Origin of the sequence: Sorangium sp. So ce375 (assembly GCF_051473855.1) — a bacterium.
Classification (GTDB): domain Bacteria; phylum Myxococcota_A; class Polyangia; order Polyangiales; family Polyangiaceae; genus Sorangium.
In genome coordinates this window covers 2,283,604-2,296,415 of sequence record NZ_CP150335.1, presented here as the reverse complement: position 1 = coordinate 2,296,415, position 12,812 = coordinate 2,283,604, and the positions used below count along the sequence as shown (strand labels likewise).

Below are 12,812 nucleotides of genomic sequence, written 5' to 3'. Positions count from 1 at the left end.
CTGGGTCCGCCGCGAGACGCCTCTGCCCAAGAAGCCACCGCCACCAGATGCGCGAGCGCCGGTCCGCCACAGCACGTGAGGCCTGTCGAGGCAGCAACGACGGCTACGACGTCGCCCGTCCCGCTGTACCCCATGTCGGGAGCCCCACGATCCGTAGCAAGGCGCGGCCCGTCAAAAAGCGCGGCGAGCACTCGAACCGCGGGTAAGATGGTGGCGTGCGCCGCCCCCCGGTTGCTCCGCTCTTCTGCTTCCTCGGCCTGATCGCGTCCACCTCGCCGAGCGCGGCGCAACCGCAGGGCAGCGCTCCGACGGGGAGCAGCGCGCAGCCGAAGTCCGGGCCCCGGGCAGGCGTCCAGCAAGCGCCCGGCGAGGCCAAGAGCGACAAGGCGCGGAAGCTCTATCTCGAGGGCGTGGCCGCGTCGGAGAAGAAGCGGTGGGCCGACGCCTATGCGTCGTTCGTCGCGGCGTGGGCGCTGCAAGAGCACTACACGATCCTCGGAGGAATCGGCACGTGCGAGCTGAGGCTACAGCGTTACCGAGACGCTGCCGAGCACCTCGCCGTCTACGTGCGCGAGCTCGCGAAGGACGCGACCGCGACCCCGCAAGAGCGCGCCGCCGCCGCCGAGACGTACGCGGAAGCGCGCGCGCACGTCGGCGCGGTGATCGTCCACGCCGACGTCCCGGGAGCGGAGGTGGTGGTGGACGGCTCCGTCGTGGGGAAGACGCCGCTCCTCGATCCGGTGTTCGTGGAGCCGGGACCGCACACGATGGCCGTGCGGCATGACGGCTATGCGCCGCAGGAGACCGCCGTGGAGGTCGCGGCGGGGAGCGAGCTCCGGCGCGCCTTCGAGCTCGAGAGGCCGCCGCAGAGCGCGCCGCCGCCGCGTCCGGCGCCTCCGCCGCAGGACGACGCGAGGCGCTCGAACACGGGGGTGCTCTTGGCCGGCGGCTCGGCGGCCGGCGCCGGGGTGATCGCGGGGGTGGTGTTCACGCTCGCCGCGAGCGGCAAGGAGAGCGCCGTGAGGAGGCAGTGGGAATCGATCCACGCCGTCCGAGGCGGCAATGTGGACTGCATGTTCCTCACCACCGGAGATCCGGTGACGGCTTGCCAGAAGCTGAGCTCGCTGGTCGACGACAGAGATCTGTTCAGGAACCTGGCGCTGTGGAGCTTCGTCGGCGGGGGAGTCGCCGCGCTCGGGACGCTCGGCTACTGGATTGCCAGCCCATCGAGCGCGCCAGAGGCGCAGCATGTGCGCGTCATTCCGTTGGTGAGCCCAGTCGGCGGGGGCATCGCCGCCGGCGGCGTTTTCTGAGTCGAGGGATCCATGAACCGACAGACCAAGAGGGCGGTGCGGCTCGCCGCGCACGGGGCTTCGGCGCTGATCATGGCATCGGTGGTCGCCGTGACGCAGACGGCGAGCTGTGTCTACGATACGCCATTAGGCAACTGCGAGGACCGGCATCAAGGTTGCCCGGACGGCGCTGCAGGCGGGCCCTCGGTGGAGATGCCGGACGCGGGAGCGCCGGACGCCGATCCGCCGGACGCAGACCCGCCGGACGCCGATCCGCCGGACGCAGACCCGCCGGACGAGACGTGCGTCCCTCGCGACAGCACCGGCGCGGTGGACGACACGTGCGGCGTGTTCGTGTCGGCGAGCCGCGCCGGCTCCGCGGGTACAGGAACGAAGGCGGAGCCGTTCCTCTCGCTCCAGGAGGCCATCCACCAGGCCCAGGAGAACAAAACCGGGCGCGTCTATGCGTGCGCCGGCGACGGTGAGGAGTTCAGCGAGGTCGTCGAGGTGCCGGGCGGCATCACCCTCTACGGCGGGCTCGACTGCAACAACGGCTGGATCTGGGCCGGCGAGGCGGCCAAGACGGTGTTGACCGCGGACGAAGGCATGATTCCGCTGACCATGGGCGGGCAATCGGGGACCGTCCGGATCGAGGACCTTCACGTCGTGGCGAGGCCGACCGCGCAGCAACACGACGGCGCAGGGGCCTCGTCGATCGCGGCCGTCGCGCACAGCGCGGCCGTGCAGCTCGTGCGCTGCGAGCTGGAGGCCGGAGGTGGAGCGCCGGGCGCGGATGGAGCGCCGTTCACGGTACCGGCCATGTCAGGCACCTCGGGGCGGTCCGGGACCAACGGATGTACCCGCACGGATAGGAACCCCAGCCCCGGCGGAGCCGCCGAGGTAAATCGGTGCGGCACGCCCGACGATCCGACCGACGATTCGACCGGTGGATTCGGCGGAGAGAGCCGGCCCGCGACGGGAGAAGACGGGGGCGACGGCCTACCCCTCCTCACGGCGAGCGGCGATGAGAAAAATGGCGGCCGAGGCTGGGGCTCATCGGGCAGCTGCGCCAGTGGCAGCCCGGGCAAGAGCCGTCCCACGGCTGCCCCCGGTGCGAGCGCGGCGGGCCCTGGTAGCATCTCCGTGACCGGCTATGCCGGGGTCCCCGGCGCCTCTGGGAGCCGTGGCGCTCCTGGACAGGGCGGCGGCGGCGGCGGCGGTGATCGAGGCGAATCGTCGGAGTCGACACGTTATCTTTGTATCGATGGCCGCAGCGAAGACCGCGCCGGCGCGAGCGGTGGATCCGGCGGCGCTGGCGGCTGCGGCGGTCTGGGCGGCCGTGGAGGTCTCCCGGGCGGCGCCAGCATTGCGCTCATCAGCATCGACGCCACGCTTTCCTTCGAAGCGGTCGTCCTGAAAGCTGGCCCTGGCGGCCGTGGTGGCAACGGCGGAGACGGACAGCTGGGTGGTGAGGGCGCCGCGGGCGGTCAGGGCGGAACGGTGAATCTGGACGAGACCCAAGGAATCTACGGCGCCTGCGACGGCGGACGCGGCGGGCGCGGCGGCAACGGCGGCAACGGCGGCGGCGGGCAAGGCGGCCATTCTCTCGGCATCGCCTTCCACGGCACCCCGCCGCCCCTGAGCGGTGTTGCCATCCAGTTCGACGCTGCTGGCCTCGGCGGCGACGGCGACACCGGCCACAAAGCCGACACCGGGATCGCGGCCGACACGCTCGCCTTCAACTAGACCGCCCCGATACGCCTGCCGTCACGACGCGCACCACCGACGCTGCGCGACTGCGCCGACGCGGATGCGAGCAACATGGCAGGAAGCAGCCCGTACGCATCGATCGTTCCGAGATAATGCCCCCTACCCCGGGTCCTGCCGCCAGCCCAGCGGGGGCTCACCATCGCTCCCGCACGACAGGAATCACGGAACCCACGCCGACGCGGCCGACACCGATCAAGGGGCGTAAGGGTCCCTCTTCCTCTCGTGCTCCCGCAGGCAGTTGGTCCGCATGAACCCCGTCTTCCCCGCGCAGGGATCCACTTTGGTCCGCTTGACCGCAGGTTGCTGCGAAGGCGGCGGCGGAGGCGGCACAGCGGTCTTCACCGGAGCCTTGGCCGCAGGCTGCGCGGCAACGGCGAGCCGTGACGACGCCGTCGCCGTCGGGAGCGCCGTCGCCGCCGGGAGCGCCGTCGCCGTCGGGAGCGCCGTCGCCGTCGGAATCGCTGTCGCTGCTGCGGCCGCCATCGGGAGCGCTGTCGCCGTCGACGCCGCAGCCACCGCCGGCTCGTTCGCCATCGAGGACGTCGGTGCGCCCGCCTCCGCGCCCGCCGCGCTGGTCGCGGCGCCTTCACCGGCGTCCGCATCGCCCCTGTTCGGCTCAGCCGCCGGCTCCGCCGGAAGCGCCGTGGCCGCCGGTAGAGGCGGCGTCTCTGCCGATCTGACGGCGCTGATCTCGCTCTCCTCCCCGGACTTCACCGAGGCGTCAGCCCCCACGGACACCTCACCGTCCCTGGGCCCGCGAAGAGCAAAAAAGAGCACCGCTCCGATTAAGCCGACCGCAAACGCAGCCGCCAAGATCAGGACCGCGGCAGGGAATCGATTCATCCGCCGGCGCCGCGGCAGCTCCGGCACCGGCGGCGCCGGTGTCGCGCGCGCGGCCCAAGGCGACGACTGCGCTGCCCCCCGAGCCGCATCCGGCCCCGGCACGCGCGGCGGAGTCGTCGAGCTCCGGGATCCGCCCGGCTCATCCTGATTCCATGCCAACGAGGCGCCTACCGCGGCGTCCACGCGCGTCATGACCTCGGGCTCGAGCCTCTGGGTCAGCTCCGCGTTCCACACCGGCTCCGGCCCGGCGCTCGCCCCCGGCGCTGGCAGCACTCCCGCCGGCGCCACGCCCGCCCCCGCCCCCGACACCGGCAACGGCCCCGCCGGCACCACGCCCGCCCCGTGCGCCGGCAACGGCCCCGCCGGCGCCACGCCCGCCCCCGGCACCGGCAGCGGCCCCGCCGGCGCCACGCCCGCCCCCGGCACCGGCAGCGGCCCCGCCGGCGCCACGCCCGCCCCCGGCACCGGCAATGGCCCCGCCGGCGCCACGCCCGCCCCCGGCACCTCCGCCGACACCACAGGCCCACCGCCGCCCCCGCCCCCGACAGCGGCGCCCGCCGCCACGACCCGCCTCGCCCCCGCGGCCGTGTACCCGTCGAGGAGCTCCGCCACCTCCGCCGCCGACCCGATCCGGTCGTCCCTGGCGCGCGCCATGCACCGCGCCACCAGCTCCACGAGCCCCGGGTCTACCCGACGCAAGTACCGGGAAACCTTCGGTATCTCCCCCGTCAGGATCCCGGTGAACACCGCCCTCGCGTCGCCCTGGAACGGTCGGGTGCCGGTCAGCATCTCGAACAGCACCACGCCGAGCGCCCAGATGTCGGCGCGGTGATCCACGTTCGGCTCGGCCCTCACCTGCTCCGGGCTCATGTAGAGCGGCGACCCGACCGCGCCCCCGGTCGCCGTGCGGATGCCGTCGTTCACGGCGAGGTTCTTGGCGACCCCGAAATCGAGCACCTTCACCACCGGCTCGTCCATGTGCGGCTCGCGGTGCAGGAAGATGTTCGCCGGCTTCAGGTCGCGGTGGACGATGTGCAGCGCGTGCACCGCCGCGAGCCCCCTCGCGACGTCGCGCCCGATCGCCGCCGCCACGTCCGCGTCGAGCCGCCGCCTGCGCAGCAGCAGCTCCGCGAGCGTCTCGCCCGTGAGCAGCTGCATCACGAGGAAAGGCTCGCCGAGCTCGGTCTCCCCCATATCGTACATGTCGATGACGTTGCCGTGCCGCAACGCCCCGCTGTTCCGCCCCTCCCGCTGCAGACGCAGCCGGAGCTCGGGATCCGGACGGTCAATCAGCTTCAGCGCCACCTCGCGCGACGTGGACAGGTCGAGCGCCGCCCACACCACACCCATGGATCCCTCGCCCAGCCGCCGCACCAGCTTGTACTTCTCGGCAATCACGAGGCCAGCAGCGATCTGCGTGAACGACTTGGACATGGAGTCAACTGGGGTGTTCGAGGCACAGCACCGCGGCGCGCGAGGTCTCGCTATGTACCGCAGAACGAAGCGAAGTCATGGCAAAGTAGCACGCTCCCCCGACGGCCCCCGGCCCCTCCACCCCGGCGCGCAACAGGAGATCCCCCTCGGCAATGCCGATCCCCAGGAGGACGACCGCCGCGAGCACCGCCACATGATGTGTGAGCGGATGCGCGGGGCTATCGAGCCTATTTCTTGAGCTTCGCCTCGCATCGCTGCTTCTCCATGAACTTGAGACCAGCGCATGGATTCGATGGCGGTCTGGCAGGCTGAGCCGTCGCAGGAACAGACGGAAGAGACGGAACAGCCGCGCTCGGCGATGTGCGCGGCTTCGCGCTGCTCGCGGTCCCCGGCGTGCCGCCCGACGCCGCACCGGCGCTGCCGCCCAGCGCTGCAGGAGCACCGCCCGACGCCGCTGCACCGGCGCTGTTCACCGGTTCCGCACCACCGCCACCGCTCGGCGCCGCACCGGCGCTGCTGGTCGGACCGGCGCTCGGCGCTGCCAGCGGCTCGGGCGCGGCGGTCGCCGCGGAGCCCGACGGCGCCCGCGAGGGGCCCTCCGGCAGCTCCGTGTCCTGCCGCCGAGCGCCATCGCCCTGCGGCGGCGAGGCCTCGGCCATTCCCGGGGTGTCCCCGGGCATGATCTCGCTCCCGGATGGCGCTGGAGCAGCAGGCGCCGTCTCCCGCGACCGGAGCGCCACGAGCATCCCGACGAGGATCAGCAACACGGCGGCGGCCGCGATCGCCAGCGCCGCGCCCGCCCTCTTGCGCTTCGAATCGTCGCCTTGCAGTGCCGGCTCCCGAGCGCCCTCGACCGCGTGCGCCGCGACCTGGTGGATCGCCGGGTGGTTCGAGACGAGCGGGGTCGTGGACGAGCTTCCCGCCTGCCGTGGCCCCCCGGTCGCCGTGGTCGCGGCGGGCCTCGGGTCTGCGGCGCTCGCGCCCGCTTCCGGGCCGAGCCTCGCGGCAGATTCCAGGCCGAGCCTCGCGACCGAAGCCGAGCTCCGGCTCGACGACGCGACGACGCCTCCGGACGGCAGCGCGCCGGCGGGGCCGAGGCCACCCGGTCCCGCCCCTCCATCGGGCATCGCGGGCGAGGTCATGCGCACCGTCATCGCCCAGGAGCCCTGCTTCGGTGCCGTCCCTGGAGCGAGCTGCGCCGGAGCGAGCTGCGCCGGGGCGAGCTGTGCCGGGGCGAGCTGTGCCGGGGCGAGCTGTGCCGGGGCGAGCTGTGCCGGGGCGAGCTGTGCCGCGCTCGCCGGGAACGGCTCCGGCGCTGCAAACACCGCCGCCACCCGGTTCACTCCCGACGCCGGCCCAGTAGCCACCTGCCCAGGACCCAGAGATGACGACCTGCGCGATCCGGGCGACTCCTGCACCGGGATAGGTGCCCGGGGCCCCCCGCCGAGCAGCGCTAAAGGCAGTGCTCCCGCGCTCACCTCGGCGTTCCCTGAGCGGTTCACCACGGACCCGGGTTGCGCCACCGACCCGGGTTGCGCCACCGACCCAGGTTGCACCGCCGCCGACCCAGGTTGCGCCGCCGCCGACCCAGGTTGCGCCGCCGCCGACCCAGGTTGCACCGCCGCCGACCCAGGTTGCATCGCCGCCGACCCAGGTTGCGCCGCCGACCCAGGTTGCACCGCCGCCGACCCAGGTTGCACCGCCGCCGACCCAGGTTGCACCGCCGACCCAGGTTGCGCCGCCGACCCAGGTTGCGCCGCCGACCCAGGTTGCGCCGCCGACCCAGGTTGCACCGCCGACCCGGGTTGCGCCGCAAGCGCCACCGTGCCTGCGTGCGCCTCCTGCCACCCGGCGTCCACGCCCTCGTCCGGGACCGACCCCCGCCCCTCCGGCGACGACGCTTGCCGCAGCGCCGCGTCCCTGCCCGAGCCCGCGCCCCGCTCTGCATACCGATCGAGCAGCGCCGCGACCTCCGCGGCAGAGCCGATCCGCTCCGCGCGATCCCTCCGCATGCAGCGCGCGATCAGGTCGACGAGCCCCTGGTCCACCCGCCTCAGGTACTTGGACACGGTGGGGATCTCGCCCGTCAAGATCCCCATGAACACCGCCTGCGCGTCCCCCTGGAACGGACGCATGCCCGTCAGCATCTCGAACAGCACAACGCCGAGCGCCCAGATGTCGGCCCGGTGATCGACGTTCGGCTCGGCCCTCACCTGCTCCGGGCTCATGTAGAGCGGCGACCCGACCGCGCCGCCCTGCACCGTGTGCAGGCCGTCGTTGACCGAGAGGTTCTTGGCGACCCCGAAATCGAGCACCTTCACCACCGGCTCGTCCATGTCCGGCTCGCGGTGCAGGAAGATGTTCGCCGGCTTCAGATCGCGGTGGATGATGTGCAGCGCGTGCGCCGCCGCGAGCCCCCTCGCCACGTCGCGCCCGATCGCCGCCGCCACGGGCGGGTCGAGCCGACGCCGCCGCGCGAGCAGCTCGGCCACCGTCTCGCCCGTGAGCAGCTGCATCACCAGGAACGGCTCCCCGGCCTCGGTCTCCCCCATGTCGTAGAGATCGATCACGTTCCGGTGCCGCAGCGCACCGCAGTTGCGCGCCTCGCGCTGCAGCCGCAGCCGGAACTCGGTCTCCGGCCTCTGGATCAGCTTCAGCGCCACCTCGCGGGCGGTCGCCACATTCACCGCCGACCAGACCACGCCCATCGCCCCCTCGCCGATCTGGCGCAGGAGCCGGTACTTCCTGTCGATCAGCACACCGGACGCGAGCAATGTCGAGCTCTTCGACGAGGACATCATCGGCTTTCCGGCAGCGCGGCGCGCCCCGCCATCACGGAGCGCACACGGGCGGCCGCGGCAAGCGCCGCGAGGCGAGCAGCGGCGCGCCCACGACGCCCCCACCGCCCAGCGCCCCGCGATCCACCATGCACCTGCCCCCGCGCGACGTCGCCTCCGATCCCCAAGTCCACGGGACAGCCTCCTGTGCGCCGCATCTTACAGCAGTTCTCCTTGGCGCGATACGTCCCCTGCGACCACGAACGACGACGAAAACCGACGAGGAATGAGGGAGAAACCCGATTCGCTCCAGGCAGGCTCGAACCCACGATCGCCGCCCCACGCTCGTCGCCAAACCCGACGAATCACTCGAGGAGGAAAGCGAGGCGCACATGAGCGACACAACCATCATGAAGGTCTCCTCCGGCCGCTCTCCGAGAGGTCAGATGGGACAAAAATACCTGGCCTCCGGAATCCAGGTCTCGATGCGGCTCTGGGAAGGCGAGCCGCCAGGCGATACCAAACCGCCGACCACGCGCGATTACGAGACCGTTGGGTTCGTCATCGCTGGGCGGGCGGAGCTGCTCATCGAGGGGCAAATGGTGCGCCTCGAGCCGGGCGACTCCTGGACGGTGCCCAAGGGGGCATCGCACGCCTACAAGATCATCGAACCGTTCACCGCCGTGGAAGCGACGAGCCCGCCCGCCAGCGTCCACGCGCGAGACGAGACCAGAGCGACGCCCTCTGGCAAGACCTGATCACGACGCGGGGGGTCTCGCCCCCTGGAGGGCCGTGCTCGCCCGGACCTCAGAGCGCGACGCCATCGCCGGACGCGGGCTTCTCCTTGTCCTGCCCCCCCTTGGCGCGCCCTGCCGGCGGCTTCTCCGCCGCGCCACGCTCCGCGGGCTTCTTGTCGTCCGCTCCGCCCGCCGCCGGCTTCTTCTCCCCCTCGACGGCCTTCTTCTCGCCCTCGACGGCCTTCTTCTCCTCCGGCGCCGCTCCGGCCTGGTCGCCCGCGTCCGCCGTCCCGGCACCGCCGGGCTTCGCCTCACCCGCGCTCGCCTCGACGGGCGCCACGGGCGTCACCAGCACCGCCGGCTTCACCGGCTCGGCCGCCGCCTTGTCGCCGTCGTCCACCGCGCCCGCGACCGAGGCCGACGCCACGCGGACATCGTCCTCGCGCGGCTCGACCGGCGCCGGGTCGTCCGGTCGCGAGGTCGGCACATACACCACCAGCCGATCCCCGGGCATCAGCACGCTCCGCCTCGAGCGCTGGTTGATCCGCTCCAGGCTGCCGACGCTCAGGCCGTACCGGCTCGCGATCTCGCTGAACGAATCCCCCTCGCGCACCGCGATCTCGACGCGCTTCCGCCCCTTCAGCCCCTCGAAGTGCGCGAAGAACTCCTCCGAGCCGACCTCCAGGACGCGCGCGTTGCCCTCGTCGAGCAAGAACACGCCGTCGTTGCGCTGCGACCTCGGGACGAACAGCTGGAGCGTCATCCCCTCGTGGAGCGACGCCCCCGGCGCCAGCGTGTTCCAGCGGCAGATCTCGTCGGGCGTCACCGACAGCACCGCCGCGAGATCCCGCAGCGCATCGCCCGCGACCACGCGATAGAACACCCGCTTGCGCCCCTCGTAGGAGAAGCGCTGCGCCGGGACCACCACGACCGGCTTCCCCTCCGACGACAGCGGCGCGCCGCTCGCGAGCAGGTGCTCCGCCGCCGCCGCGCCCACGCCCTCCGCCGCCGGGACGAACAGGAGCGTCCCGGGGCGCACCGGCTCGCCTGACCGCAAGCCGTTCAACGTCTGCAGCGTCCACCGCGTCGTCCGCCGGAACGTCGCGATGTCGTCGAGCGACTCGCCCCAGCGGACAAGGTACCGCTCGAGCTTCGGCTCGCGCTCCAGGAGCCTCGGCATCGACTTCGCCGCGCGCGCCCCCGCGCCCGCAGGCACCCGGACCTCCCAGCGCGCCTGCTCCTTCGCGTCCACCGAGAGCGGCGGCGTGCGCTTCGCCACGAGCTGCGGGTTGAGCGCCTCGATCTCCGGCGCCCCCGCCCCCGCCGCCGCCGCCACCGCCTGCAGCGACACGCCGGAGCCGAGCGAGATCTTGTCGAACGTCACCGCCGGATCGAGCTCGACGTCGTCGCAGCCGAACACCGCCGGGTTCCGCGCCACGATCGCGATCGCGAGGATCTTCGGCACATAGAGCGCCGTCTCCAGCGGCATCCCCGCCTCGAGCCGCGACAGCTCCCAGAAGTCGTTCGTGTTGTACTTCCGGATCGACGCGAGCAGCCCCCCGTACCCCATGTTGTACGCCGCGAACGCGAGCTCCCAGCCGCCGAAGCGCCGCCGCAGATCCGAGAGGTACCGCGCCGCCGCCAGGGTGGATCGTTCTGGATCCAGTCGCTCGTCGACCCAGCGGTCGACGGTGAGGCCATAGATGCGCGCGCCCTCCGGCATGAACTGCCAGAGGCCGGCCGCGCCGGCCGGGGAATGGATGGTCGGGTCGAAGCCGCTCTCGACGAGCGAGAGCCAGAGCAGATCCTCCGGGAGCCCCTGCTCGCGGAGGACGCGGCGGATGGCCGCGCCGTAGCGGCCGCTCTTCTTGATCCAGGAGACCACGGCGGAGCGGCCGCGCGGGTCGTCCTTGTAGTACTCGAGGTAGCGGACCACCCGGCCGTCCCAGCGGACCGGGATGTCGGGCAGATCGAGCTGGCGCAGCCAGGAGATGTCGCGGGTCTCCTCCGCCTCCGCCGGCGGGGCGGGCAGGCCCGAGGGCGGCAGGCCGGAGACCTCGAGGCGCGGCTCGCCCGCGCCGAGCAGGAGCGAGCCGTCGACAGGCCACGCGGGCCCGGCGCTCGGTGCCGCGCCGGGAAACAGCGCCAGGTCGATCGCGCGCATCGTGCGGAGCTCGGGCGACTCGCTGACGCTCGCCCCCGCCGGCGCCGCGGTGCCCGCGATGACCCGCCGCGCCGCCTCGTCGGGCGCGCCGGGCTCCCCCGGCTTGCGCGCGATCTTCGCCGCGCCCTTCTTCGGCGCCTTCGATCGCGCCGCGGCCTTCGCGGGCGTCTTGGCCGCGCTCTTCGCGCCGCCCTTCCCGCCAGACACGGCCGCCACCCGGGTCGGCGCCGGCTTCTCCGCCTTGCCCTCGGCCGGCCCATCCTTCTTCGCGTCGACCTTCGCCGGCTCCGCCTTCGCCGGCTCCGCCTTCGCCGGCTCCGCTTTCGCCGGCTCCGCCTTCGCTGGCTGCGTTTTCACCGGCTCAGCCTTTGTTGGCTCGGCCTTAACCGGCTCGGCCTTAACCGGCTCGGCCTTCGCCGCCTCGGCCTTGGCCGGCTCGGCCTTCGCCGCACCGGCCGGCGCCGCTACCTCCGAAGGAGGCGCCGCAAGGCCGTCGAAAGCGACGCCCGAGAGGGCGGCCAGCCAGCCAAGACATACAAGCCTGCGTGCGGCGCGTCGGATCCGCATGTCAGCGACCGACCTGTCTCACGATGCGCCCGAGGGGTCAACTTTGGCAGCCCACCCTAGGAGAGCAGGGCGATAAAGTCGCCGACCGCGGTGAACGGCAGGCTCTCGTTGACGACCCCGGCCCGCACCGCGGCCCCGGGCATGCCGTAGACCACCGCCGAGTCCTCGCTCTCGGCCACCACCGTGCCCCCGGCCGCGCGGATCGCCCGCGCGCCGTTCACCCCGTCGTCGCCCATCCCCGTCAGGATGATGCCCACCGCGCGGCTGCCGCCCACCTGCGCCACGCTCCGGAACAGCCGGTCCGCGCTCGGAACGTACCGATCCCCGGGCGCAGGCGCCCCCACCCGGATCCGGATATCCCCGCTCAGCCCGACCCCGCTGCCCGGCGTCACCGCGATCTCCATACACATCCGCCCCGGGCACACATACGCCTTGCGGGCCACCACCTGCTCGCCGTTCTGCGCCTCGACCACGCGGAGCCCGCCCTTGCGATCGAGCCGCTCCGCGAACGTGCGGGTGAACTTGTCGGGCATGTGCTGCGCGATGAAGATCGCGCCGGGGAAACGGTCCGGGATCCGGTTGAAGATCTCCAGGAGCGCCGTGGGCCCGCCCGTCGACGAGCCGACCGCCACGAGGTGGCGCAGCGAGACGCCGAGCCGCGACGACTCCTGCACCGCGCGCGGTGAGGCAGGCTGCGCCGCCCGCGCCGGGGCCGGCGCCGCCGCCGGCATCGGCGACCGGGGGCGGAGGTAGCGCACCAGCAGGACCTTCTGGATGATCTCCCGCCGGATCTGCGCGTCCGCCGTGAACTGCCGGTCCGGCTTCGCCACGAAGTCGACGGCGCCCAGCTCGAGCGCCTTGAAGACGTTCTCCTTGTGGCTGTAGCTCGAGACGATGATGACAGGCGTCGGCTGCCTCGCCATCAGGATGCGGAGGAAGGTGAAGCCGTCCATGCGCGGCATCTCGAGATCGAGCGTGATCGCGTCCGGCCGGAGCTGCGCGGCCTGACGGAGCGCGTCGTCGCCGTCACCGGCCTTGCCCACGACCTCGATCTCGTCGCTTCCGCTCAAGATCTCGGCGATGTTGCGCCGGTTGTACGCGGAGTCGTCGACGACGAGCACGCGCAGGGGAGCGAATGTCATGAGCGCAAAACCTTCCGCCGGAGGTTCATTCTACTCCACCCGGCGCGCCGTGGGACCAACCGTCGCCTGCGCAGCCTCGACTTCGT

The 12,812-nt window shown here is 72.7% G+C and carries 7 protein-coding genes; 3 read left to right on the top strand and 4 right to left on the bottom strand.

Annotated elements, in window-relative coordinates; all coding sequences use genetic code 11:
* Positions 1-215: 215 nt before the first annotated feature.
* On the top strand, positions 216-1,313 hold the full coding sequence (locus WME90_RS08795; RefSeq protein WP_437280632.1) for a PEGA domain-containing protein: 1,098 nt from the start codon (positions 216-218) through the stop codon (positions 1,311-1,313).
* A gap of 12 nt (positions 1,314-1,325) precedes the next feature.
* Positions 1,326-3,038: a hypothetical protein gene (locus WME90_RS08790; RefSeq protein WP_437280631.1), complete on the top strand. Its 1,713-nt coding sequence runs from the start codon at positions 1,326-1,328 to the stop codon at positions 3,036-3,038.
* Positions 3,039-3,254: 216 nt separating this feature from the next.
* Here WME90_RS08790 and WME90_RS08785 read toward each other — a convergent pair whose 3' ends face one another.
* Together WME90_RS08785 and WME90_RS08780 are read right to left on the bottom strand one after the other, a co-directional pair.
* Positions 3,255-5,339 (bottom strand): protein kinase domain-containing protein, encoded by a 2,085-nt coding sequence (locus WME90_RS08785; RefSeq protein ID WP_437280630.1) that lies wholly within the window; start codon positions 5,337-5,339, stop codon positions 3,255-3,257.
* Between the two features lie 227 nt (positions 5,340-5,566).
* The gene (locus WME90_RS08780) at positions 5,567-8,140 is read right to left on the bottom strand and encodes a protein kinase domain-containing protein (RefSeq protein ID WP_437280629.1); all 2,574 of its coding nucleotides are present in this window, start codon (positions 8,138-8,140) and stop codon (positions 5,567-5,569) included.
* Between the two features lie 368 nt (positions 8,141-8,508).
* Between WME90_RS08780 and WME90_RS08775 the strand changes: the two genes are divergently transcribed.
* Entirely contained in the window at positions 8,509-8,874 is a 366-nt protein-coding gene (locus WME90_RS08775; protein WP_437280628.1) for a cupin domain-containing protein, read from the top strand.
* A 49-nt stretch (positions 8,875-8,923) separates the two neighbouring features.
* On the opposite strand, the gene WME90_RS08770 is transcribed toward WME90_RS08775, so the two are convergent.
* On the bottom strand, positions 8,924-11,374 hold the full coding sequence (locus WME90_RS08770) for a transglycosylase SLT domain-containing protein (RefSeq protein WP_437280627.1): 2,451 nt from the start codon (positions 11,372-11,374) through the stop codon (positions 8,924-8,926).
* A 266-nt stretch (positions 11,375-11,640) separates the two neighbouring features.
* Positions 11,641-12,726, bottom strand: coding sequence for a chemotaxis-specific protein-glutamate methyltransferase CheB (gene cheB, locus WME90_RS08765; protein ID WP_437280626.1), 1,086 nt, complete (start codon positions 12,724-12,726; stop codon positions 11,641-11,643).
* Positions 12,727-12,812: the final 86 nt, after the last annotated feature.

Coding starts and splice junctions, on each gene's coding strand:
- WME90_RS08775 (WP_437280628.1), top strand. CDS start 8,509: ATGAGCGACACAACCATCATGAAGGTCTCCTCCGGCCGCTCTCCGAGA.
- WME90_RS08785 (WP_437280630.1), bottom strand. CDS start 5,339: ATGTCCAAGTCGTTCACGCAGATCGCTGCTGGCCTCGTGATTGCCGAG.
- WME90_RS08790 (WP_437280631.1), top strand. CDS start 1,326: ATGAACCGACAGACCAAGAGGGCGGTGCGGCTCGCCGCGCACGGGGCT.
- cheB (WP_437280626.1), bottom strand. CDS start 12,726: ATGACATTCGCTCCCCTGCGCGTGCTCGTCGTCGACGACTCCGCGTAC.
- WME90_RS08780 (WP_437280629.1), bottom strand. CDS start 8,140: ATGATGTCCTCGTCGAAGAGCTCGACATTGCTCGCGTCCGGTGTGCTG.